General features: G+C 71.5%; 17 protein-coding genes. 9 read left to right on the forward strand and 8 right to left on the reverse strand.

Translation table 11 applies throughout. The features are described from left to right. Window positions 1-79 precede the first annotated feature (79 nt). The gene (locus tag OHA55_RS21150) at window positions 80-2,686 is read left to right on the forward strand and encodes a SpoIIE family protein phosphatase (RefSeq protein ID WP_266710867.1); all 2,607 of its coding nucleotides are present in this window, start codon (window positions 80-82) and stop codon (window positions 2,684-2,686) included. Window positions 2,687-2,859: 173 nt separating this feature from the next. Here OHA55_RS21150 and OHA55_RS21155 read toward each other — a convergent pair whose 3' ends face one another. Both OHA55_RS21155 and OHA55_RS21160 read right to left on the reverse strand, forming a co-directional pair. Next, entirely contained in the window at window positions 2,860-3,573 is a 714-nt protein-coding gene (locus tag OHA55_RS21155) for a PspA/IM30 family protein (protein ID WP_266708607.1), read from the reverse strand. Window positions 3,574-3,715: 142 nt separating this feature from the next. Continuing rightward, entirely contained in the window at window positions 3,716-5,854 is a 2,139-nt protein-coding gene (locus OHA55_RS21160) for a TPM domain-containing protein (protein WP_266708608.1), read from the reverse strand. A 107-nt stretch (window positions 5,855-5,961) separates the two neighbouring features. Here OHA55_RS21160 and OHA55_RS21165 point away from each other — a divergent pair, with 107 nt between their 5' ends. Both OHA55_RS21165 and OHA55_RS21170 read left to right on the forward strand, forming a co-directional pair. Beyond that, window positions 5,962-6,432: a prevent-host-death protein gene (locus tag OHA55_RS21165; RefSeq protein WP_266708609.1), complete on the forward strand. Its 471-nt coding sequence runs from the start codon at window positions 5,962-5,964 to the stop codon at window positions 6,430-6,432. Then, the gene (locus OHA55_RS21170; RefSeq protein WP_266708610.1) at window positions 6,429-6,854 is read left to right on the forward strand and encodes a cytotoxic translational repressor of toxin-antitoxin stability system; all 426 of its coding nucleotides are present in this window, start codon (window positions 6,429-6,431) and stop codon (window positions 6,852-6,854) included. The genes OHA55_RS21165 and OHA55_RS21170 overlap by 4 nt, the downstream gene beginning before the upstream one ends. Before the next feature lie 273 nt (window positions 6,855-7,127). Here OHA55_RS21170 and OHA55_RS21175 read toward each other — a convergent pair whose 3' ends face one another. From OHA55_RS21175 to OHA55_RS21190, 4 genes are all read right to left on the reverse strand, one after another. Then, window positions 7,128-8,330 (reverse strand): glycoside hydrolase family 1 protein, encoded by a 1,203-nt coding sequence (locus tag OHA55_RS21175; RefSeq protein WP_266708611.1) that lies wholly within the window; start codon window positions 8,328-8,330, stop codon window positions 7,128-7,130. A 173-nt stretch (window positions 8,331-8,503) separates the two neighbouring features. Further along, window positions 8,504-9,415, reverse strand: a complete 912-nt coding sequence (locus tag OHA55_RS21180) for a carbohydrate ABC transporter permease (RefSeq protein ID WP_266708612.1) — start codon at window positions 9,413-9,415, stop codon at window positions 8,504-8,506. Continuing rightward, window positions 9,412-10,410 (reverse strand): carbohydrate ABC transporter permease, encoded by a 999-nt coding sequence (locus tag OHA55_RS21185; protein ID WP_266708614.1) that lies wholly within the window; start codon window positions 10,408-10,410, stop codon window positions 9,412-9,414. The genes OHA55_RS21180 and OHA55_RS21185 overlap by 4 nt, the downstream gene beginning before the upstream one ends. A 5-nt stretch (window positions 10,411-10,415) precedes the next feature. After that, window positions 10,416-11,663, reverse strand: a complete 1,248-nt coding sequence (locus tag OHA55_RS21190; protein WP_266708616.1) for a sugar ABC transporter substrate-binding protein — start codon at window positions 11,661-11,663, stop codon at window positions 10,416-10,418. Window positions 11,664-11,907: 244 nt separating this feature from the next. Between OHA55_RS21190 and OHA55_RS21195 the strand changes: the two genes are divergently transcribed. Continuing rightward, window positions 11,908-12,915, forward strand: a complete 1,008-nt coding sequence (locus OHA55_RS21195; RefSeq protein ID WP_266708618.1) for an acetylxylan esterase — start codon at window positions 11,908-11,910, stop codon at window positions 12,913-12,915. A 24-nt stretch (window positions 12,916-12,939) separates the two neighbouring features. On the opposite strand, the gene OHA55_RS21200 is transcribed toward OHA55_RS21195, so the two are convergent. Further along, complete coding sequence (locus OHA55_RS21200; protein ID WP_266708620.1) at window positions 12,940-13,248, reverse strand: hypothetical protein; 309 nt, start codon at window positions 13,246-13,248, stop codon at window positions 12,940-12,942. Between the two features lie 204 nt (window positions 13,249-13,452). Further along, window positions 13,453-14,526 (reverse strand): LacI family DNA-binding transcriptional regulator, encoded by a 1,074-nt coding sequence (locus OHA55_RS21205; RefSeq protein ID WP_266708622.1) that lies wholly within the window; start codon window positions 14,524-14,526, stop codon window positions 13,453-13,455. 351 nt (window positions 14,527-14,877) lie between these two features. Between OHA55_RS21205 and OHA55_RS21210 the strand changes: the two genes are divergently transcribed. From OHA55_RS21210 to typA, 5 genes are all read left to right on the forward strand, one after another. Further along, window positions 14,878-15,357: a MarR family winged helix-turn-helix transcriptional regulator gene (locus OHA55_RS21210; RefSeq protein WP_266708624.1), complete on the forward strand. Its 480-nt coding sequence runs from the start codon at window positions 14,878-14,880 to the stop codon at window positions 15,355-15,357. Next, the gene (locus OHA55_RS21215; protein WP_266708626.1) at window positions 15,354-16,835 is read left to right on the forward strand and encodes an MFS transporter; all 1,482 of its coding nucleotides are present in this window, start codon (window positions 15,354-15,356) and stop codon (window positions 16,833-16,835) included. Before OHA55_RS21210 ends, OHA55_RS21215 begins: the two co-directional genes overlap by 4 nt. A gap of 79 nt (window positions 16,836-16,914) precedes the next feature. Beyond that, the gene (locus OHA55_RS21220; protein WP_266708628.1) at window positions 16,915-17,466 is read left to right on the forward strand and encodes an isochorismatase family protein; all 552 of its coding nucleotides are present in this window, start codon (window positions 16,915-16,917) and stop codon (window positions 17,464-17,466) included. Window positions 17,467-17,802: 336 nt separating this feature from the next. After that, window positions 17,803-20,265 (forward strand): ABC transporter family substrate-binding protein, encoded by a 2,463-nt coding sequence (locus tag OHA55_RS21225; RefSeq protein WP_266708630.1) that lies wholly within the window; start codon window positions 17,803-17,805, stop codon window positions 20,263-20,265. A gap of 332 nt (window positions 20,266-20,597) precedes the next feature. Beyond that, window positions 20,598-22,469 carry a translational GTPase TypA gene (gene typA / locus OHA55_RS21230; RefSeq protein ID WP_266708632.1) on the forward strand — a complete coding sequence of 624 codons (1,872 nt, stop codon included), beginning with the start codon at window positions 20,598-20,600 and terminating at the stop codon, window positions 22,467-22,469. The last annotated feature ends 708 nt before the right edge of the window (window positions 22,470-23,177 follow it).

Genomic DNA, 23,177 nt, shown 5'->3' on the forward strand with positions numbered 1-23,177 from the left:
CTGCGCACAGGACCGGTCCGGTGTGTGAGCTGGAGGGGACGGTCGCGTGAGCGAGATACCTGGGACTGCGGGCGAGATCGTGTGGCAGAGCAGCCCGCCTGGCTCGATGTACGAGTACATCAGGGTCGCCTCCTTCTCGATCGGCCCGGACGGCCTGATCGAGCAGTGGAGCGGAAGGGCCGCCGATCTCTTCGGCATGGGCCCGCACGAGGTGATCGGCCGCGATCCCGTGGAGGCATTCATGCCTCCCGAGCTGCGGCGCGGGGGGCACCGGCAGATCCGCGAGATCCTGGACGGCAAGGAATGGACGGGCCTCGTCCCGTTCCGGATACCCGGCGAACAGGCCGTACGCGGGCTGGCCGAGGTCTACGTCATGCCCAGCGTGACGCCCACCGGGCAGCGGGCGGCGCTCTGCATCGTGGTGGACGTACGGGCGCTGCGCGCCATCGAGACGGACCTCGCCGCTTCGCAGGCAATTTTCGGCCAATCCCCCTTCGGGTTCGTCCTGTTCGGCAAGGACCTCTCCGTGGTCCGTGCGAACGAACGATTCGCCACCGTCTTCGGCGGCATGGCCGCCGACCACCGGGGGCGCCGGGCCGAGGACTATCTGACCCGCCCCGAGGCCGACCGGCTGACCGAGACCCTGAAGCGGGTGCTGGAGACCGGTGATTCCGTCACCGACCTCCGGCTCATCGGCACGGTTCCCGGCGACACCGACCGCCGCCACTGGTCCATGAACCTCTACCGGGTCCACAGCGGATCGGGGCGGCCCACCGGTGTCGCCGGACTCGCCACCGACGTCACCAGCCGGCACATCGCCGCTCGCGAGGCGGCCAGCGCCCGGCGCAATCTCCGGCTGCTCAACGAGGCCAGTGCCCGCATCGGCAACTCCCTCGACCTGGAGACCACCGCTCGCGAACTGCTCGATGTGGCCGTACCCGGCTTCTGCGACCTCGCCACCGTCGATCTCTTCCCCGCCGTGCTCACCGGCGCGGAGGCCCCGCCCGCGGGTGGCCCCGCGGCCGAGCCCGGGTCGGCCTCGCCGGAACTGCGCCGGGTCGCCCAGGCCAGCGCGGTCTCCGACGCCCACCCCCACGTACCCGCACCGCCGGCCGCGCAGGTGCCGTCCGCGCGGTCCGGCGAACCCCCGGCCGGCGAACCCCCGGCCGCCCGGACCGGTGCGGACGCGGAGGAGCCCGCCCTCGGAGCCGTACACCGCTACCCGCACGCCTCCGCCTGCGCCACCGCGCTGCGCACCGGGCGCGTCCACGAGGCACCCGGCGACGGTCTCGGGTTCGTCCGGTCCACGCTCGCGGTGCCGATGGTCGCCCACGACACCGTGGTCGGCCTCGTCCGCTTCTCCCGTACGAAGGGCAGTGAGCCCTTCGGCGAACGCGACCGGGACCTGGCCGGCGAGCTGGCCGCCCGCGCCGCCGTCTGCATCGACAACGCCCGCCTCTACCGCCGCGAGCACGAACGCGCGCTGATCCTCCAGCGCAGCCTGCTCCCGCCGGGCGCCCCCGAGGCGGCGGGCCTGGACATCGCCTGCCGTTACCTCCCCGGCAACGCGGCCACCGAGGTCGGCGGCGACTGGTTCGACGTCATCGAACTGCCCGGACACCGCACGGCACTCGTCGTCGGCGACGTCATGGGGCGCGGGCTGCGCGCCGCCGTCGCCATGGGCGAACTCCGCACCGCCGTGAGGACGCTCGCCCTGCTGGACCTGGAACCCGCCGAGGTGCTCTCCGCGCTGGACGAGGTCGCCCGCGGCCTCGGCACCCCCGGTGGCGGCGACCGGCCCGAGGGCGGGGGCACCCAGTGGCCCTCCCGCGCCCTCCAGAAGTCCCGCGAGGCCGACCTCTCCGAGGTGTACCTCGCGACCTGCGTGTACGCGGTCTACGACCCGGTCACCCGGCGCTGCACCTTCGCCAACGCGGGCCATCTGCCGCCCGCGGTCGTCGAACCCGGCCAGGAGGCCCGGCTCCTCGACGTACCGCCGGGGATGCCCCTCGGCGTCGGCGGCGAGCCCTTCGAGGAGGTGGTGGTCGAGCTCGCCGAGGGTTCCCTGCTCACCCTCTACACGGACGGCCTCGTGGAGTCGAGGGACCACCCGCTGGACGAGGGCCTCGAAGCGCTCCGTACCGCCCTCACCGGACCCCGGATGCGGCTGGAGGCGGCCTGCGACCACGTGCTGGCCGCCCTGGACACCCGGCACGGCGAGGACGACATCGCCCTGCTGATGGCCCGTATCCAGGGGCTGCCCGAAGAAGCGGTCGGCGACTGGACGCTGCCCCGGGAGCCGCGTTCGGTCGGCCGGGCCCGCGAACTGGCCCGCCGGCGGCTCACCGAGTGGAACCTCGACGACCTGGTGGACACCACCGAACTCCTGGTCAGTGAGCTCGTCACCAACGCGCTGCGCTACGGCGAGGGCGAGATCCGGCTCCGGCTGCTGCGCGACCGCACCCTGGTGTGCGAGGTCTGGGACGCCGGCCTCGTCCAGCCGCGCCGCCGCCGGGCCCGCGACACCGACGAGGGCGGCCGGGGGCTCCAGCTCGTCGGGCTGCTCAGCGCGGCCTGGGGATCCCGGCGCACCCCGCGCGGCAAGACCGTCTGGTTCGAACTCGCCCTGCCGGACGGGCAGCCGGCCGCCGAGCTCTCGGTCGAACAGCTGCTCAGCATGTACTAGGCACGTACTGACACGAGGAACGCGAGGGACGAAAGGGGCGGGACGGGCGGTTCATCGCGCCCGTCCCGCCCCTTTTCCCGCGTGTCCCCTGCGGCCGTTCCGTCCCGTCCCCTGCGGCCGTTCCGTCCCGTCCCCTGCGGTCGTTCCGTCTCGCGCGCGGTCCGCCGGGCGTGTCAGGAGGGCGACTTCAGCGCGGCGAGGCGCGCCTCGACCTCCGCGCTGTCGCCCATGCTGTCGAGCTGCTCGAACTGCGCGTCGAGCGAGGACGCGGCCAGCTCCTGCTTGCCCACCGCCTTCGCCTCCTCGCGCCGGACCTTGTCCTCGAAGCGGTTCAGCTCGCTGGTCGGGTCGAGTACGTCGATGGACTTCACCGCGTCCATCATCCTGTTCTGGGCCTGCGCGGACTTGGCGCGGGCCACCAGCTCGTCCCGCTTCGCCTTCAACTCGCCGAGCTTCGCCTTCATCTGGTCGAGCCCCGACTTGAGCTTGTCCACCACCTCGGTCTGCGAGGCGATGGTCGGCTCGGCCGTCCGCGCCTCCTTCTCCGACTGGACCTGACGGCCCAGGGCGACCTTCGCGAGGTTGTCGAACTTGTCCGCCTCCGCCACCGAGCCGGCGGCCCGCAGCTCGTCCGCCTTCCGGCTGGCCGCGAGTGCCTTGCCGCCCCACTCCTTCGCCGCCGCCACGTCCTCCGCGTGGTCCTGCTCCATCAGCCGCAGATTGCCGATGGTGGCGGCGACCGCCTGCTCGGCCTCCGCGATGTTGTTGGTGTAGTCGCGGATCAGCTGGTCCAGCATCTTCTGCGGGTCCTCGGCCTGATCGATGAGCGCGTTGATGTTGGCCTTCGCGAGCTGGGTGACCCGGCCGAGAATCGTCTGCTTCGACATGGGAGCTTCTCTCCTGGAGTGGGACGGGCGGTGCGGTGGGACGTGCGGTGCAGGTGGTGCAGGCGGTGCCGGTGGTGCAGGTAGTGCGGGAGTACGGGACCGGGGCTGCCGCGCACCGGCGCCACCGGGCGCGGGCCGCCGGTCAGAAGCGGCCACCGCCGCCTCTGCGGCCCCGCGTCCCCCCGCCGCCGAAGCTGCCGGGCCCGGCGCCGCCGAAGCCGCCGCCTCCGAACCCGCCGCCACCGCCGAACCCGCCGCCGAACCCGCGCCCGCCCCGCCCGCCGCCGAGCATTCCGCCGAGGAGGATGCCGCCCAGGACCGCTCCGCCCATACCGCCGCCACCGCCCCGCGTCCCGCCCGGACCGGACCGGCTGTCGAAGGCGCGTACGTCCTGTTCGGCGAGGGCCTGGGCCTGCCCGGCGAGCGCGTCGGCGCGCTGCGCCTCGGCGAGGGCGCGCTGCGGATCGCCGCCCGCCGCCAACTGCCCGGCCTGCTCCGCGTGGCGCTGGGCCTCCGCGAGCCGGGTACGGGCCGTGCTGCCGACCGCGCCCCGGTGGGTGGTGATGTAGTCGGCGGCGGCCGAGATCGCGGAGCGCGCGGTCAGCATCGCCTGGTCCAGCAGCGGACGGGCCCGGGTGTTGCCCTGGTCCCGCTCGCGGGCCCCCGCCAGCGACTCGTCCAGCGCCGCGTCCGTCTCCTCCAGCCTGCGCAGCGCGTCGATCGGGTCGTACGCTCCGGCCGCCACCTCACCGCGTACGTCCTCCAGCACCGCCTCCGCCCGGCCGATCCGCCCCTGGAGATCGGCCGTGGACACGCCCTGCGCGGTACCCCGCAGCAGCCCGCGCGCGTCCGCGAGGTCCGTCTCCATCTCGGTGAGCGCGGCCGGGATGCGGGACGCCGCCTCGTCCAGCTCGGTGGCCCGCCGCTCCACGGCGTCGACCAGGGTGGCGGCCTGGCGTACCGCGCTCTCCGCCGCCCGTACGAACACGGCGGCCCGCGCGTTGTCGCCGCCGTCCACCGCCTGGCGGGCCTGGTTGAGCGTGGAGGTGGCGAAGACCAGCCGCTCCTTGGCCTGTTCGACATCGCCCGCGACGGGGGCGGCGGCCGACGGCGCGTACCGGACGCGCATCGCGTCCAGCGTCGAACTCGCCGTCGCGGTGCGGCCGGCGAGGTCGCGGAAGGTCGCCTCCACCTCCGCCAGTGCCTGCGGGGCGTTCTGCTCCAGGGCCCGCAGCCGGTCGAAGTCGGCCGACACCGCGTCGAGTTGCTCGTCGGCCGCGGTGCAGCGGCTGATGATCTCCGCCAGCATCCGGCGCTGGGTCGGCTCGTCCTCCGGGATCGCGTCGTCGAGTTGCTGACGGAGCCGGAAGGACGCGGTCAGCTCACCCTTGGCACGTGTCACCGCAGCGGCGAACGGGGCCGCCGCCTCTTCGCCGAACTGGGCCGAAGCGAAGCCGAGTTCCTCCTCGCTGGTGCGGACCGCGTCGTCCGTGTCGACCAGCAACTCCTTGGCGCGGGCGTCCAGCTCGGGCAGCGGGACCGGCGGTTCGGCGGGCGCCGCCGCCCCGGGAGCCCCCGGGCCCCAGCCGGTGGCGGCAGGCGTCGTGCGGCTCCGGGCGCGCCGCTTGCGCCGGGAGAAGGCATACACCGCGACCAGGAGCACCGCGACGAGCAGGACCGCGGGAAGCAGGAAGTCCCCGGCGTCCGTACCGCCCGAACCGCTCGAACCGGGGTCGGCCGGGCCGGGGGAGAGCGAGGGGGAGGGCACCGGCTGGTCCGCGAGCACCGCCGTGTAACCGTTCGCCGCGCCGATCGCCGCTCCCGCCCAGTCGTTGACCCGCAGCGCCGGCACGATGGCGGTGCTCGCCACGTCCCGCAGCTGCGCGTCGGTGAGCCGGGACGCCTCGTCCACGGAGTACGCGTACTGCCGGTCGTGGGTCGCGACCGCCAGCAGCACGTCGTCCTGGCCCAGGCCGTTACGGGTGGCGGTCTCGTCGGCCCAGCTCTGCGAGGAGCGGCCGGAGAAGTCGCGCACGTACACGACGAAGAGCTGCACCCGCCGCTCGTCGAAGAGCCGGTCGAGAGCCGCCTCCACCTCCCCGGTACGGTCCCCGAGCGCCCCGCTCCGGTCGGTGATCTGCCCGTCCCTGGAGAGCGTGACGGGGTTGTCGGCCCACGCGGGGGCGGTGGTCCCGGCGGCCAGCCAGCAGGCCGCGAACAGCACGCCGAGCAGGGCCCGGCAGGGCCGGGAGCTGCGGATTCGACTCGCGGGAGGCGTCACATCCAGGAGGCTATGGCCAGGTTTCGGCCCCCGCGACCCGAGCATCCGGCGGGGCGCCGGGCCTGGGAGGGGCCGGCGCGAGCGGGGCGGTCCACAGGGGTGAGTACGTGACGTACGTGACGGGTGGCGTCATTCTGGTGAGGAAGCTGGAGGAGGGCTACGTGTCCGCAGTGCACTACGAGAGCTACACGGAAGCGCGCACGCACTTCAAGGATCTCCTCGATGCGGCAGGCGAGGGTCGAGTGGCGACAGTCCGCCGGGATTCCGGCCGGGCCGCCGTGGTCGATGCCGAGCGACTCCGTCACCATCTGTCATTGGTCTGCCCGAGGAAGGCGCAGACCATCGCGGAGGCCGGAGGCTGGTCGATCTTCATTCCGGGGCTCCCGGTAGCGGCGGACGGAGCGACCTTCGACGAGGCCATCAATGAAATGGTCGACGCTCTGCGTGAGTACGCCGAGGACTGGCAGGATCGACTGAGTACTGCACCCAATCACCGTGACGACTGGGGTCTGGTGCAGCTGATCGGTCTGAGTGACGACCAGCAGCTTGCCGCCTGGCTGGTCGGACGGGGCCGGTGAACCGGCCGCAGCCGGACCGTGAGCGCCATGAGAAATTCTGTGTGGTCGAGAAGTGGGAGCGGGTTCGCGATGCGCGCGGGCCTACGGGTACGCATCACCTCACCTACGAACTGACGCTGCACGACGCGCGGGTCCTGCGCACGAGGATCTCCCATCCGGTGGACCGCACGGTCCATGGCGCGGGGATGTGGGAGCACATCCTTCGCGATCAGCTTGACGTCTCCGAGGACGAATTCTGGGACTGCGTGCTTGACGGCCGACTCCCGGACCGGGGAGTCCCGGCAATGCCGAAGGAAGCTCTGCCTGCCGAGCTGGTGTACTTGCTGATCCACCGGGCCGGTCTGGCGGAGGAGACGGTGGCCGGGCTCACCAAGGAAGAGGCGGTGGACCGGCTCCGTCGGTACTGGGCCGAGGGGCCCTGAGCGCAGGCGGGTAGGGCAACCCGCCCGGGAGTGTGCGGGGGATGGCTGTAGGCGCGCCTGCCCGTACCGAACCGCCGCCCCAAGCGCGGGCAACCCCGGCGGCGCGTGGCGGACATGCCGACGGCGCGGCCGGAGTGTGGGCTTCGGCCGCGCCGGGGCGTGGTTCGGTGGAGGCCGGCGGCGGGTCAGGACCGTCGTCCGCACCGGGTGGGGAGCCGGTCAGGAACTCCCCTGTTCAGGGGCGGCGGCGCCAGTGGGCCGCCGGTGCCGGGATCAGCCCGCGAGGCGCGGGAGTTCGCGGGTGCGGCCCAGCGAGCCCAGCCACTTCGCGGAGTCGCGGGCGGTGCGCTCGAAGGTCTCCAGGTCCACGGCGATCAGGCCGAAGGTCGGCTTGAACGAGCCCCACTCGTAGTTGTCGAGCGCGCTCCACGCCAGGTAGCCCTGGATGTTGAGGCCGTCCTCCAGACCGGCGGCGACCTCGTTCAGCGCACCGGCGTAGTAGTCGGCGCGGCGGGTGTCGTCGTCGGTGGCGATGCCGTTCTCGGTCACGATCAGCGCGACGTCGGGGCCGACCAGCTCGGCGGTGTGGCGCAGCGCGTGGCCGACCGCGCTGGGGTAGTACTCCCACTGGGTGAGGGTGCGCTCGACGTCGGCGGGCGCCGGGATCGGGCCGTCGGTGCCGATCTTCGTACGGGTGTAGGACTGCACGCCGATCCAGTCGTCGCCGCGCGAGGCCTCGATGAAGACGTCCTCGCGGGGCTGGCGGTACGCGGCGGTGACGGCCTCGGCGCCCGGCTCGGCCTGGTAGACCTGGTTGGCGACGGACCAGCCGACCTTGATCGCCGGGTCGATCGCGCGGACCTCCTTCACGGCCGCGTGGTGCGCGGCGACGACGGCGACGGTGGTGTCCTCGTCGGGGAAGGGCAGACCGGCCGGCGGGAAGCCGATCTCGCCGCGCTTGGCGAGTCCCGCCATCACGGCGATCATGTTCGGCTCGTTGATGGTGCAGACGTGGCTGACGTCCGAGGCGATGACCGGGGCGCAGGCGGAGACGTACCGGGCGAACAGCTCGACGGCACCCTCGGCCGTCCAGCCGCCGCGCGCCTCGAACCACTGCGGCACGGTGAAGTGGTGCAGGGTGATCATCGGGCGCAGGCCGCGGGCGACGGCGCCTTCCACCATGCGGCGGTAGTGGGCCAGTTCGGCGCGGGAGAAGTGGCCCTCGGCCGGCTCGATGCGCGCCCACTCGATGGAGAACCGGTAGTCGGTGAAGCCGAGGGAGGCCAGGAGGTCCATGTCCTCGTCCCAGCGGTGGTAGCTGTCGCACGCGTCCAGGCTGGGCTCCTGGATGTTGGTGCCGGCGGAGTGCTCCTTGACCCACCAGTCGCTGTTGGTGTTGTTGCCCTCGATCTGGTGGGCGGCGGTGGAGGCGCCCCACAGGAAGCCTTCGGGGAACTGGACCGGGGTGTGCGTCATCGCGGAGTGTCTTTCTGGTGCGTGAGGGGGCGGGCTCGCGGCTCTCCGTGCGCGGCCCGTGCGGGGTGGTGCGTGGTGGTGCGGGTGGTGCAGGTGGTGCGTGGTGGTGCGGGTGTCAGGGGGTCCGCGCCGGGCGGGGCGCGGACCGGGGCGGCCGGACGTGCGGGCGGGCCCTACTTCATGCCGGCGGTGGCGATGCCCTGGGTGAAGTGGCGCTGCAGGGCGATGAAGAGGATCAGCACCGGCAGGACCACGAGGAAGGCACCGGCCATCAGTACGCCGTTCGATCCGCCGGCCTTGTTCGGGTCGGTGGCGAAGGTCGCGAGCGCGACCGGCAACGTGTACTTGTCCGGGTCGTTGGTCGCGATCAGCGGCCAGACGAAGTTGTTCCAGGAACCGAGGAAGGTGAAGATCGAGAGCGTCGCGAGGGCGGGCTTCACCAGCGGCATCACGATCCGCCAGAAGATGTACCACTCGCTCGCGCCGTCCATCCGGGCCGCTTCCAGCAGCTCGTCCGGGATCGCCTGCATGAACTGCCGCATCAGGAAGACCCCGAAGGCGCCCGCCGCGAACGGCAGCACCAGACCCGCGTACGAGTCGATCAGGCCGAGCTTGCTCATCAGGACGAAGAGCGGCAGCAGCATCAGGTTGCCGGGCACCATCAGCGCACCCAGCACGAGGCCGAAGATCTTGTTCTGGCCGGCGAACTTCAGCTTGGCCAGCGCGTAGCCGAGCATCGAGCAGAACACCAGATTGCAGACGGTGACCAGCACCGCCACGATCACGGAGTTCATGAAGTAGAGCGGCAGGTCCAGCTTGTCGAGCAGTTCGCGGAAGTTGTCCAGCGTCCAGTGGGACGGGATCCAGACCGGCGGGCTGGCCGAGAGGTCGGCCGTCGTCTTGAAGGACGAGAGCGCCATCCAGAGGAACGGCGCGGACATGACCAGCAGTCCGACCGAGAGCAGCACGTAGACGAGGGCGCGGCCGGGACGCAGGCCCTTCCCCTTCGGCGCGGAGCCCGTGGACGGGGACCGTCCCTCCGTCGGCGCCGTCCGCAGCGTGCCGGGTGCGTTGGTGGCGCTCATTTGGTGTTGTCCTTCAGCAGTCGGAGCTGGAGCACCGTGATGGCCATGATCACCACGAACAGGACGTACGCCATGGCACTGGCGTAGCCCATGTGGAAGAAGTTGAAGCCTTCGCGGTACATGTTCAGCGAGACGGTGAGGGTCGAGTCCGAGGGCCCACCCTGGGTCATCACGAAGGGCTCCTCGAAGACGTTGAGGTAGCCGATGGTGGTGATGACGGTGGCGTAGAGCATCGTCGGCCGCAGCAGCGGGACGGTGATGCCCTTGAACTCCGCCCAGACACCCGCGCCGTCGAGGCGCGCGGCCTCCCGGACCTCGGTCGGGATGGCCTGGAGTCCGGCGATGAAGAGCACCATGACCGTACCGACGTTCCGCCAGACCGCCATGGCGATCATCGACGGCATGGCGAGCGCCTCGGACCCGAGGAAGTCCGGCCCGGTCAGGCCGACTTCGGAGAACAGGCCGGAGATCAGGCCGTCGCTCGGGTCGAGCACGAAGCGCCACACCACGGCGACCGCGACGATGGTGGTGACCACCGGGGCGTAGAAGCCCACCCGGAAGAACGTCCGGGCGCGGTCGATGCCGTTGTTCAGCAGTACGGCGACGACCAGGCCGATCACGATGGTCAGCGGCACGCCGACGACCACGAAGTACCCGGTGTTCAGCAGCGACCGCAGGAACTTCTCGTCACCGAAGAGGTTGACGTAGTTCTCGAAGCCGATGAACTTCGCGTCCAGCGGGTGCGTCACGTTGCGCAGCCCGAAGTCGGTGAAGCTCATCACCAGGGTGGCGAGGATCGGGAAGGCCATGAAGACGAGGAACAGGACGAGGAACGGGGTGGAGAAGAGCCAGCCCGCCGCGTTCTGCCTCCCCAGCGGCTTCCTGCGGACCTGACGGCCCTGCGATGCGCCGGGCCCGGCGGCGGGCGACTTCGCGGTCGCCCGCCCTTCCGGTCCCTTGGCCGTCTGCGCGGCCTTTCCGGTCACGGTGCTCATGGCTCCTACTTCACGAGGCTTTCGATCTGGGACTGCGCGGTCTTCAGCGCGTCCTCGGCCGAAGCCTTGCCCTGGGTCACCTTGGCGATGGCCTGGTCGACCTTGTCGGTGATCTCCGTCAGGTTCGAGAGGGTCGGCGACGCCTTGGCGGTGTCCATCTGCTTCTTGAAGACCTGGAGGTCGGCGTCGTCGGCGAGGGTGCCGGAGGTCCACGCGTTCGTGTTCGCCGGCAGGTCCTTGGTGCGCTCGTACCAGTCGGCCTGGCCCTCGGTGCCGGTCAGGTACTTGATGAACTCGGTGGCCGCGGCCTTGTGCTCGCTGTCCTTGGAGATCACCAGGGAGGAGCCGCCCGCCATCGAGGTGGAGGAGGCGTCGGCCGGTACGTTCGCCACGGCCCACTTGCCCTTCAGCTGCGGCTGGCCCTCGTCGAGGAGGGTCACGTGCCACGGACCGCCGAAGAACATCGGGACGCGGCCGTTGCCGAAGTCCTTCACCACGTCGTAGCCGGGCTGCACCGACTTGTTGGAGAGGCCCTTGTCGAAGTAGGAGCCGTACTCCTTCAGCGCCTTGACGGCGGCGGGGCTGTCGATGACGACCTTGCCCTTGCCGTCGATGATGTCGCCGCCGGCCGAGTACAGGAACGGGTAGAAGTTCTGCACCGTGTCCAGACCGCTGGGCTGGATGGAGAGGCCCCACTTGGTGCCCGCGTCCTTCTGGTACGCGGTGGCGAGGGCCTGCATCTCCTTCCAGGTGGTCGGAGCCTTGGTGATGCCGGCCTTCTTCGCCAGGTCGGTGCGGTAGTAGAGGACGCGGGTGTCGACGTACCACGGCACGCCGTACGCGGTGCCGTCCACTTCGCCCTGGCTCCAGCCCGCCGGGAAGTAGTCCTTCTCGGCGAAGGTCTTGGTGTCGACCGGCTCCAGCACGCCGAGGTCGGAGAACTCGCCCATGTAACTGCCGCCCATCTGGGCCACGTCCGGCATGGTGCCGGCGGCAGCGGCGGAGACCAGCTTCTGGTGGGCGACGTCCCAGCCGACCGGAGTCACCTTCACCGTGACGTTCGGGTGGGCCTTCTCGTAGACCTTGGCGACGTCGGCGAGCTTCTCACCCTCGGCACCCATGGCCCAGACGGTCAGCGTCTGCTTCTTGTCAGCGGCGACGGAGCCGCTTCCGGAGCCGCCGCAAGCGGTGATGCCGAAGGCGAGAGCGGCCGCTATCCCGGCGGAGACGGTGATTCTGGCGGTGCGGGGCATGGAGGGCTCCTCCTTGAGCAATCCGAATGTATGCGCTGCCTGTAAGCGCATACATCACTTTGCGACACACGCTCAGAAATCCGCAAGAGGGTTCTGCGTCACATTCCGGCAAAGTCCCGGACATGAGGAAGCTGCGGCTTTCGAAGGTAAGCGTCATGTATGCGAAAGATGAACTCTTGTGACCGATTAGTCAGGCTTGAGCGGGTGGCCGGGGTCCGTGCGGGCGGGTCGTACTGTCGGGCGTATGCCCTCACCTGCCCACGCGTTCCCCTTCGACCCGCGCCACGGCCACACCCGCGAAACCCTGTTGGGCGTCCCCGCCCCCACCGCCCCCGAGGACTTCGAGGCGTTCTGGCGCGGCCGGTACGAGGAAGCCCTCGCGGTCGACACCGCGCCGGAGCTCGGCCCCGTGGAGGCGGAGCGGGACGGGGTACGTGTCCACGGGGTGACGTACACCTCGGTCGGCGGGGTACGGCTGGGCGGCTGGGTCGCCCTCCCGGACGGCACGCCTTCGCCCGGGGGCGGGGGCGCCGCCCGGTACGGCTTCGTCGTCGGGCACGGCTACGGCGGGCGCGACCGGCCCGGCCCGGACCTGCCGCTCCCGCTGCCCGGGGCGGCGGCGATCCTGCCCTGCGTACGAGGGATGGGCACCCGGGGGCTCGTCCCGGGCATCCCGGACACCGCGGACGCGCACGTCCTCACCGGCATCGGCGCCCGCGACACGTACGTCCTCGGCGGGTGCGTGGCCGACCTCTGGTGCGCCGCCTCCGCGCTGCTCACGCTCGTACCGGAGCTGGAGCTGCCGGGAGCGCCGCGCCTCGGCTACCTCGGCGAGAGCTTCGGCGGTGGGCTCGGCGCCCTCGCGCTGCCCTGGGACGAGCGGTTCGGCGCCGCCCAGCTCACCGTGCCGACCTTCGGCAACCACCCGCTGCGCCTCACGCTCCCTTGCACCGGAAGCGGCGAGGCGGTACGCGCCCACCACCGGGAGCACCCCGGAGTCACCGAGGTGCTGGCCTACTTCGACGCGGCGACGGCGGCGACCCGGCTGACCCTGCCGACGCTGGTCGCCGCGGCCCTGTTCGACCCGGCCGTACCGCCGCCGGGCCAGTTCGCCGTGTACAACGCGCTGGCCGGGGTGCGGGAGCTCCGGGTGCTGACCGCGGGGCATTTCGCGTACCGGGGCATCGCGGAGGAGATCCGCGAACTGCGCGCGCACCGGGAACGGTTCTTCCGCGAGCACCTCGGGGAGTGAGGCGCCGCACGGGAGGGGGCCGCGTCACCGGCCCCGGCGGACACCGCCCGCGCGCCGGCTCACGCCCATCAGGGCGAGCCCTGCCGGCAGGACCGGGCTCCAGACCGGGTAGACCGGCGGGAGGGCCCTGGACGTGCCGCCCGTGAGCAGCAGGAAGGCGCCCTGCCCGAGCAGCGAGAGGGCCACCAGTGTCTGTCCCCAGCCGAAGAGGCGGACGTTGCGGACCCGCCCCCGGTTGAAGGGGAGCACCCAGCCGCGCGCGACCGCGGCGATGCCTGAAGCGCCGAATGCCAGAGCGAGTGCGACGAGCGGTATGCCCACGTAGAACTTCATGATCCCCCCAGGCGTGCCGGAACCCGTGCCCGGCCGACGGCGTGATCATGGCACCCGCCGTACCGGGCGTCCACGGGCTTCGCGGTTCCCGAACGGCGAGACGGCGAAACGGCGAAACGGCGAGACGGTGAAACGGCGAAACGGCGAAACGGCGGGTGCGCGCCTCGCGACCCCGCCCGCCCCGCCCCGCGACCCCGCCCCGCGCTACCCGCAGCCGCAGCTCTCGCGGCGGGCCAGGGCCACCGGGAGCTCCACCGAGACCGGGTCGCGGTCGCGGTCGCCGAGGCGCTTCACCAGCAGCTCCGCGGCCTCCTCGCCGAGCCGCCGGATGGGCTGGCGGACCGTGGTCAGGGCCGGGCGTACGAGACGGCTCAGCGGGATGCCGTCGAAGCCGGTCACCGCGATGTCCTCCGGCACCCGCACCCCCCGGCGCTCCAGCGCCTGGAGGGCCCCCACGGCCATCTGGTCGTTGGCGAAGAGCATCGCCTCGGGCCGGGCGGTCCCGGCCCCGTCCGCGCGGTCGAGCAGCGCCTCGGCGGCGCGGGCACCCTCCGCCTGGGTCATCATCGCGACGCGCAGCTCCGGCTGGTCCGGTACCGGCAGCCCGGCTTCCCGGCACGCCTGCCGGAAGCCCTCGAAGCGGGCCTCGGCGTCCGGGGAGTCCGCCTCGCCGCCGACGAAGACGAGCCGGCGCAGTCCGTGGTCGTCGATGAGGTGCCGGGCGAGTTCGCGTTCCCCGTCCCTGTTGGCCACCTCGACATGGTCGAGGTGGTCTATCTCGCGGGGGCCGGCCAGCATCACGACCGGGAGCCGCCGCGAGATGACGTCGAGGTCCTCGGTCGGCACGGTCCGCGCGAGGACGGCGAAGCCGTCGACCCGGCCGGCGACCTTCGCCACCAGGCTCTCCGGCCCGCCGTCCAGCGAGGCGGCGATCAGCAGGGCGTAACCGTGCCTGCGGGCGGCCCGTTCCATGCCCCGGATGATCTGGTCGGAGTAGAGCATCACGGCGTTGTCGTCGTCGCCGTCGTCGGTGAGCGCCGCCGCGCTCTCGGCATCGGGGTCGGCGTAGTCGGGGAAGCAGAGCCCGAGCACGCCCGTGGTGCGGCTGGCCAGGCCCCGGGCGTTCCCGCTCGGTACGTAGCCCAGCTCGCGCGCCGCCGCCAGGACCCGTTCCCGGGTCTGGGCCCGGACCGAGTCCGGGGTGCGGTAGACGCGGGAGACCGTGGCGATGGAGACGCCGGAACGCTCCGCGACGTCGTACACCGTGGGGGCACTCACTCGACCGGGACCGTCCGCTTCTTCGTTTTCTTCGTTCGCGGCCGCATGCCCGAAGGGTGCGCCGACTCTGCCTCTGATGTCGCACCGCACACGATCGAAAAAAATGGGCGATGAAAGCGCATTCACCCTAGATCGCGGGGTGCTGAGGCACAAGGTGACGTTCCGGACATCACCCGAACCGGGCAGGCCGGACGGCCTGTGCCGCGGTCGTCCCGAGGTCCACGGAATGCCGTCGGCCCGCAGCCCGTGAGATGCCCGCGCGGGGCCGGGCCGGGGTGCGGCCGAGGAGGTGGCGAGAGAGATTGACAGGCAAACTTGCAAGATGGTCTACCCATCTTCTACGGTGAAGATATGCCCGATACGACCGAAACCCCAGCCACGCAGCCGACCACGCCCCCTGCGGACGACCCCGCTCCGGACGTGCTGGCCGTGCGGCTCGCGGCGGTGGTCAGCCGGCTCCTCCGCAAGCTGCGCACCGAGTCCGCGGAGAGCCTGCTCACCCCGTCGCAGCGGTCCGTACTGGCCCGGCTGGAGAGCGACGGGCCCGCCACCACGGCGGCTCTCGCGCGTGCGGAGTTCGTACGCCCGCAGTCGATGCGCCTGACGCTCGCCGCACTGGAGAGCCAGGAGCTGGTCGACCGGGCACCCGACCCCGAGGACGGGCGCAAGTCGCTCGTCTCCGTCAACGCCGCCGGTCGGGCCACGCTGGCCGGTCTCCGGGCCGCCAAGCACGACTGGCTGACCGAGGCCCTCGGCGCCGAGATGGACGAGGCCGAGCGCCGGGCCGTGGCGAAGGCGGTCACCCTTCTCGACCGGCTGGTGGAGCAGTGAGCGCGGCGCGCGGCACGCAGGCCGCGACCCCGCCGCTCATACCCTCGGCGGTGACCGGCACCTCCGGTCCCGCCACCCCGGTCAAGGGCAAGGGCGGCACCGGCGGCGCCCCCGGGACGCCCGGCTTCGGCGCCCGGCTGACGGCGCCCCTGCTGATCGGCTCGCTGGTCAACCCGCTCAACACCACCATGATCTCGACCGCCCTGGTCGCGATCGGGCACAGCTACTCCGTGGGCGCGGCCGGAACCGCCTGGCTGATCTCCGTCCTCTATCTCACCAGCGCCGTCGCGCAGCCGGTGCTCGGCAAGCTCGCCGACTCCATCGGTCCGCGCCGGGTGTTCATCGCCGGGCTGATCGTGGTCCTGATCTCCGGACTGGTCGGCGCCTTCGCCCTCTCCTTCGGCTGGCTGCTCGTCTCCCGGCTGCTGCTGGGCATCGGCAGCGCCGCCGCCTACCCGGCCTCGATGTCGATCCTCCGCCACGAGGGCCTCCGGGTCGGCCGTACCCCGCCTCGGCCGGTCCTCGCCCGGCTCTCGTTCGCCGCGGTCGGCAGCACCGCCGTCGGCCCGACGCTCGGGGGTGTGCTGGTGATGCTCGTCGGCTGGCGGGGCATCTTCGCGGTCAACGTGCCCGTGGCGCTGATCGCGCTCGTCACCGCGATTCTGTGGATTCCGGCCGACCGGTCCCGGGTGCCCGCCGCTGACGGCAGCCGCCCGAAGACCGACATCGACCCGCTCGGCATCGGGCTCTTCTCCACCGCGCTGACGCTGCTCGCCTTCTTCCTGCTCGACCTGGAGCACCCGCAGTGGTGGCTGCTGCTGCCCTTCGTGGTGGTCGGCGCCCTGCTGGTCCGGTGGCAGCTGCGGACCCCGTCGCCCTTCATCGACCTGCGGGCGCTCGTCTCCAACGGCGCGCTCACCCGCACGTACCTGCGGCACGGGCTCGGCTATCTGCTCGTCTACTGCGTGATGTACGGACTGACGCAGTGGCTGGAGGAGGTCCGCGGGTTCTCGTCCGGCGAGACCGGTCTGCTGATGCTCCCGATGTCCATCGCCGCCCTGGCCTGCTCGCTCCTCGCAGCCCGTACGAAGGGCATCCGGGGGCCGCTCACGCTGGCCTGTCTGCTCCTCGCCGCCGGCTCCGTGCTGCTGGGCTTCCTCTCCGGGAGCTCCCCGCTCGTGCTGCTGCTGATCGCGGGCGCCTGCTTCGGCATCCCGCAGGGGCTGATCGGTACGAGCAACCAGGCGGCGGTCGCGCAGTTCTCGCCGGCCGAGTCCATCGGCTCGGCGGCCGGGCTCCAGCGCACCGCGCAGTACATCGGCGCGATCACCGCCTCCAGCATGATCGCCCTCGCCTACGGCCAGGCCGCCACGGACGCCGGTCTGCACCTCATGGCGTGGATCGCGGCCGGGCTCGGGGTATTGCTGATCGTCCTGACCCTCACGGACCGGGCGCTGCGCACCCCGCACGCCTCCTGAAGACCACCGCACACGAAGAACCGCACCGCCCCGGCCCCCGTACCCCACGGGCCGGACCACACATCAAGGAGCACGTCCCATGACCGCCACCACCCTCGACGCGAAGACCGCGCTCGTCGTCATCGACCTGCAGAAGGGCATTCTGGAGCTCCCGATCATCCACTCCGGCGAGGAGATCGTCGCCAAGGCCGCCGAGCTCTCCGAGGCGTTCCGCGCCAAGGACCTGCCCGTCGTGCTGGTCCGCGTCACCGGCGGTGCCCCGGGCCGCACCGACGCCGGTCACGGCGGCGGCCGGCCGCCGGCCGACTTGGCCGACCTGGTCCCCGGCCTCGGCCGCCAGGACAGCGACATCGTCGTCACCAAGCAGCAGTGGGGCGCCTTCTACGGCACCGACCTGGACCTCCAGCTCCGCCGCCGCGGCGTCACCCAGATCGTGCTGCTCGGTGTCGCCACCAGCATCGGTGTCGAGTCCACCGCCCGCTTCGCCCACGAGTACGGCTACAACGTCACCGTCGTGACCGACGCGATCAGCGACATGGACGCCGGCTCGCACGCCAACTCCGTCGAGAAGATCTTCCCGCGCCTCGGCGAGACCGCCACCACCGCGGAGATCATCAAGCTCCTCGGCTGATCCCTCCCCGCCACCTGCCGTACGCGCCTCCTCCCGCGTACGGCCGGTGCGCGCGCACCCGTGCCCCGGGCCCCGGCGAAACCGCCGGACCCGGGGCACGGGTGTGTCCGGAGCCCGGAGCCCGGTCGCGGGCCCGGACGGCCGTATGCCGCTGCCTCCGGGCGGGTGAGGTTTCCCGGCCGGCCGACGTGTCGGTGACGACCCACGCGCGCAGGCGCCTTCAGTGGAAAGGCGTCAGCGGTGTGATCAACCGCTAATGCCATCAGATCGTCAGATAACTGTCATCCGGTCCATTCCGGTACGGGGTGGTCCGTTCCGGCCCCGGAGGTACCAGCCATGTCCCACGTCGGCGTCCCGCGCGGGACCGTCCGCAAGCGCCGCACCCTCGCGCTGTTCACCGCGGGTGTACTCACCATCCCGGCGCTGGCCGGCTGTGACTCCGGCGGGGAGAAGACCGCCACCGGCGTCCCCCAGGACATCGCCCCGGCAGTCCGGGGAGCGATCGCCCAGGGCTCCACCCTGAACTGGGCCGTCGACGCGGTGCCCGCCACCCTCAACACCTTCCAGGCGGACGCGGACGGCTCCACCACCCGGATCACCGGCGCGCTCCTGCCGAACCTCTTCCCGCTCGACGCGGCAGGACAGCCGAAGCTCAACCCGGACTACCTGGAGTCCGCGAAGGTCATCGACCGGGAGCCGAAGCAGGTCGTCCTCTACAAACTCAACCAGCGGGCGGTGTGGAGCGACGGCCGCGAGATCGGCGCCCCGGACTTCGTCGCCCAGTGGCGCGCGCTGAACGGCAAGGACACCGCCTACTGGACCGCGCGCAACGCCGGGTACGAGCGGATCGAGAAGATCGAACGCGGCCACGACGACCTCCAGGTCCGGGTCACCTTCTCGAAGCCCTACGGCGACTGGCGCTCGCTCTTCTCCCCGCTCTACCCGAAGGAGGTCATGGGCTCCCCGGACTCCTTCAACGACGGCGCGCGCACCACCCTGAAGAACACGGCCGGCCCCTTCAGGCTCGGGTCCGTGGACAAGGACACCAAGACCGTCACCGTCGTCCGCGACCCCCGCTGGTGGGGCGGCGGGGCGAAGCTGGACAAGATCGTCTTCCGTGCGGTCGCCCCCCGGGACCGGGGCAAGGCGCTCGCCGCGGGCACCGTGGACGTGGCGGACATCGACGGGACCGAAGCGCAGCGCATCCGCCTCGCCGCCCGTGACGACAGCCGCAACGGCCGCCCTCTCACCCACGGCCCCCAGGCCGACCTCAGCCCCGCCGCCGCCCTGCGCTCGTGGGCGCTCGCCCACGGCTCCGACGAGGAGGCCGCCGAGATCGCGCAGGCCTCCCGGGAGAAGGCCAAGGAGGCGGTCGAGGCGTACGAGGCCGAGCAGGCGGGGCTGCGCTCCTACGTCGTCCGCAAGTCGCTGGAGCCCGCCTACACGCAGCTGGCGCTCAACGGGGAGTCCGGCCCGCTGGCCGACGAGCGGGTGCGCCGGGCGGTGGCCCGCGCGCTGGACCGCCAGGAGATCGCCGACTCCGTCCTGAAACCGCTGGGGCTGCCGTCCGAGCCGCTCGGCAGTCACCTCGCCATGCTCGGCCAGCCCGGTTACACGGACAGCAGCGGCGCCATCGGCGACCAGGACACCGCGGAGGCCCTGGCGCTGCTCGCGGACGCGGGCTGGACCCCCGGCGGCGCCCGGAAGCCCAAGGGCACCGAGGCCGGCAGCGAGGCGGAGAAGTCCGCGGCCGCGAAGGCCAGCGCCTCGGCGGACGCCGACGACCCGGAGGAGGAGACGGACGGCGCGGCGGGTGCGGAAGCGACGGAGACCGCGGAGGCCGCGGAGGCGACGGAGAGCGCGGAGGCCACCGGGAGCACGGACGCGGCGAAGACCGACTCCGGGAGCACGGACGCGGCGAAGACCGACTCCGGGGGCACCGGGCAGAGCGGCACCGGGAGCACCGCGACGGCGGACGGTACCGGCACGACCGGCACCGCGAAGGCGGACGGTACCGGCACCGACAAGACCGCGGCCGACGAGAAGGCCGACGCCGGGAACGCCGGGCGCTACGTCGTCGGGGACGACGGGAAGCCGGGCGACGACGACTCCGCCGCACAGGTGTCGCTCCAGGATCGCAAGGCCGGGGGCGCCCCCGGCCTGTACGCCCCCGTGGGCACCGCCGCGCCGCGGCCCGCGGCCCCGGCCCGGCACGCGCCCGTACGCGCCCGGATCGGCAAGGACGGAAAGACGCTGAGCCTGCGGTTCGTCCTCCCCTCGGGCCCCGAGTCGGCCTCCCTGCGCAAGGTCGGCGAGAAGATCGCCGCGATGCTCGACTCCGTCGGCATCTCCACGGTGATCACCAAGGTCTCCGACGCGAGCTACTTCAAGGACCACATCGCCTCCGGCGCGTACGACCTCGCCCTCTACTCCTGGCCGGCCAGCGCCTACCCCGCCACGGACGGCCGCCCCATCTTCGCCAAGCCGGTGCCGGCCTCCGACGGATCGCTGGTCGTCGAGCAGAACTACACGCGGGTCGGCACCGACTACATCGACCAGCTCTTCGACCGGGCCGTCGCGACCCTGGACCAGAAGACGTCCCGCGACCTGATGAAGCAGGCGGACGCCCGGATCTGGGCCGCCGCGGGCTCGATCCCGCTCTACCAGCGCCCGCAGCTGGTGGCGGTGGACAAGAGGCTCGTGAACGTCGGCGCCTTCGGCTTCGGGACGCCGCGCTACCAGGACATCGGCTTCAAGGACAAGAAGGCCGCGGGCGCCCCGGCGCGTCTGACCGAGTAGCCCGGAGCCGTACCCCGCGAAGTGCCCGCCGGATCTCCCGGCGGGCACTTCCGCGTTCCGGCGAGGTGACCGGGCAGTGCCCGGAGGACGGCCGTGGCGGGGTCCGGGCGGCCTTCGCGGGGGCCGCTCCGGCCCCGCCGCGGCCCTCCCGGTCCTGAATATCCGTTGAATCCTCGGGGAAGAGCGGTCTCGCGGATCGGGCCGGGAAGCCCCCCGCGCGGCTGGCCCGTACCATGGGACGAGCCGTGGCGTGTAAGCCCGGCGGGGCGTACGAGGACCTGAGACCGACTGCGACGCCTGATCCCACGATCCGAGAGAAGCGCATTCCACCCATGCCCACGCGCCACGACATCCGTAACGTAGCCATCGTCGCCCACGTCGACCACGGCAAGACCACGCTGGTCGACGCCATGCTCAAGCAGGCCGGTGCCTTCGCCGCACACGCCGCCGAGAGCCTCGACGACCGCATGATGGACTCGAACGACCTGGAGCGTGAGAAGGGCATCACGATCCTCGCCAAGAACACGGCGGTGAAGTACCACCCCAAGGCCGGCGGGGAACCCATCACGATCAACATCATCGACACCCCCGGCCACGCCGACTTCGGTGGCGAGGTCGAGCGCGGCCTGTCGATGGTGGACGCGGTCGTCCTGCTCGTCGACGCCTCCGAGGGCCCGCTGCCGCAGACCCGCTTCGTGCTCCGCAAGGCGCTCGCGGCGAAGATGCCGGTCATCCTCTGCATCAACAAGACGGACCGTCCCGACTCCCGCATCGCCGAGGTCGTCGACGAGACGTACGACCTGTTCCTGGACCTGGACGCGGACGAGAACCAGATCGAGTTCCCGATCGTCTACGCCTGCGCCCGTGACGGCGTCGCCTCGCTGACCAAGCCGGAGGACGGCACCGTCCCGACGGACAGCGTCGACCTGGAGCCGTTCTTCAACACCATCCTGGAGCACGTCCCGGCTCCGGAGTACGACGAGTCCGCGCCGCTGCAGGCCCACGTCACCAACCTGGACGCGGACAACTTCCTCGGCCGTATCGCGCTCTGCCGCGTCGAGCAGGGCGAGCTGCGCAAGGGCCAGACCGTCACCTGGATCAAGCGTGACGGCAGCCAGCAGAACGTCCGCATCACCGAGCTCCTCATGACCGAGGCGCTCACCCGCAAGCCGGCCGAGGTGGCGGGCCCCGGTGACATCTGCGCCATCGCCGGTATCGCCGACATCATGATCGGTGAGACGCTGGCCGACCCCGAGAACCCGATCGCGCTGCCGCTGATCACGGTCGACGAGCCGGCCATCTCGATGACCATCGGCACCAACACCTCGCCGCTGGTCGGCAAGGGCGGCAAGGGCCACAAGGTCACCGCCCGCCAGGTGAAGGACCGTCTGGACCGCGAGCTGATCGGTAACGTCTCGCTCCGCGTCCTCGACACCGAGCGCCCGGACGCCTGGGAGGTCCAGGGCCGCGGTGAGCTCGCACTGGCCATCCTGGTCGAGCAGATGCGCCGTGAGGGCTTCGAGCTGACCGTCGGCAAGCCCGAGGTGGTCACCAAGCAGATCGACGGCAAGACGCACGAGCCCATCGAGCGCATGACCATCGACTCGCCCGACGAGCACCTGGGCGCCATCACCCAGCTCATGGCGACCCGCAAGGGCCGCATGGAGACCATGACGAACCACGGCTCCGGCTGGGTCCGCATGGAGTGGATCGTCCCGTCCCGCGGCCTGATCGGCTTCCGTACGGAGTTCCTCACCCAGACCCGCGGCACCGGCATCGCGCACTCCATCTTCGAGGGCCACGAGCCGTGGTTCGGCGAGCTGCGCACCCGTCACAACGGTTCGCTCGTCGCCGACCGCGCCGGCTCGGTGACGCCGTTCGCCATGGTCAACCTCCAGGAGCGCGGCATCATCTTCACGGAGGCCGGCACCGAGGTGTACGAGGGCATGATCATCGGCGAGAACTCCCGCGCCGACGACATGGACGTCAACATCACCAAGGAGAAGAAGCTCACCAACATGCGTGCGGCGTCCGCCGACACCACGGAGAACGTGGTTCCGGCCCGCAAGCTGTCCCTGGAGCAGTCCCTGGAGTTCTGCCGCGAGGACGAGTGCATCGAGGTGACCCCGGAGACCGTGCGCATCCGCAAGGTCGTCCTGGACGCCAAGGAGCGCGGTCGCACCGCGTCGCGCGCCAAGCGCTGATCACATCCGGCCACGGCCGGAGCTGATCGACAACGGGTTTGAAACCCGATCACATGCATTGACATGAGGCTCGGCCTCCCGCGGATACTGCGGGAGGCCGAGCCTTCGTCAATTGATTTTCGTCACTTCCGCGTCCGGTTATCGGGCGTTGCTCTCCGAAACCTGTGTTAACAGTCCGTTTCGGGGGTGTCTGTCTGGACTCAGTTTGTCCGGATTTCGGTCACACGGCCCGTATCGATGTTGTCAAACCGAGACCCTTTAAGTGTGGTTTACGGTCCACTCGTACTTAATAGTTGGCTGCATTGAGCTCGGGTCAATGGGTCACGCACTGTGGGGAGTGTCGACCCGCGAGCACACGGGGCACACAGATCTTCCGCCGCCAGGGGTGTCGGCGTAAGACCGCTGGTGCCCGCTTCGTATGGAAGAACAAGTGGACTCATGAGGAGGAACCCATGCACGGTGCCGCAAGCGCCCAGTGGGTCACGTCGTCCGGCCGGCGCACCAGACGCCCACGATCCCTGGCGGTAAGTCAGGGGTCGGTGCGATCGCTGCACTGATCCGCCCGGCGCCCGATCTCCCGTATCGGTTCTCCGGGGTGAGTCCACCCTGGCCGCGGTCTACCCGCGCAGATCAGCCTCAGGCCTGCTCGCCGCTCCGTACGTTCCCGCACCCGCCCTCTCGTTCGGGCAACCCGGTGCAGGCGCAGTG

It is taken from the genome of Streptomyces sp. NBC_00102, assembly GCF_026343115.1.
In the GTDB taxonomy this organism is placed as follows: Bacteria; Actinomycetota; Actinomycetes; order Streptomycetales; family Streptomycetaceae; genus Streptomyces.

Excerpts from the sequence above, each read along its gene's own strand:
- OHA55_RS21195 (WP_266708618.1), top strand. The coding sequence starts at position 11,908 with ATGCCCTCACCTGCCCACGCGTTCCCCTTCGACCCGCGCCACGGCCAC.
- OHA55_RS21175 (WP_266708611.1), bottom strand. The coding sequence starts at position 8,330 with ATGACGCACACCCCGGTCCAGTTCCCCGAAGGCTTCCTGTGGGGCGCC.
- OHA55_RS21200 (WP_266708620.1), bottom strand. The coding sequence starts at position 13,248 with ATGAAGTTCTACGTGGGCATACCGCTCGTCGCACTCGCTCTGGCATTC.
- OHA55_RS21180 (WP_266708612.1), bottom strand. The coding sequence starts at position 9,415 with ATGAGCGCCACCAACGCACCCGGCACGCTGCGGACGGCGCCGACGGAG.
- OHA55_RS21185 (WP_266708614.1), bottom strand. The coding sequence starts at position 10,410 with ATGAGCACCGTGACCGGAAAGGCCGCGCAGACGGCCAAGGGACCGGAA.
- OHA55_RS21225 (WP_266708630.1), top strand. The coding sequence starts at position 17,803 with ATGTCCCACGTCGGCGTCCCGCGCGGGACCGTCCGCAAGCGCCGCACC.
- OHA55_RS21155 (WP_266708607.1), bottom strand. The coding sequence starts at position 3,573 with ATGTCGAAGCAGACGATTCTCGGCCGGGTCACCCAGCTCGCGAAGGCC.
- OHA55_RS21220 (WP_266708628.1), top strand. The coding sequence starts at position 16,915 with ATGACCGCCACCACCCTCGACGCGAAGACCGCGCTCGTCGTCATCGAC.
- OHA55_RS21190 (WP_266708616.1), bottom strand. The coding sequence starts at position 11,663 with ATGCCCCGCACCGCCAGAATCACCGTCTCCGCCGGGATAGCGGCCGCT.
- OHA55_RS21210 (WP_266708624.1), top strand. The coding sequence starts at position 14,878 with ATGCCCGATACGACCGAAACCCCAGCCACGCAGCCGACCACGCCCCCT.
- typA (WP_266708632.1), top strand. The coding sequence starts at position 20,598 with ATGCCCACGCGCCACGACATCCGTAACGTAGCCATCGTCGCCCACGTC.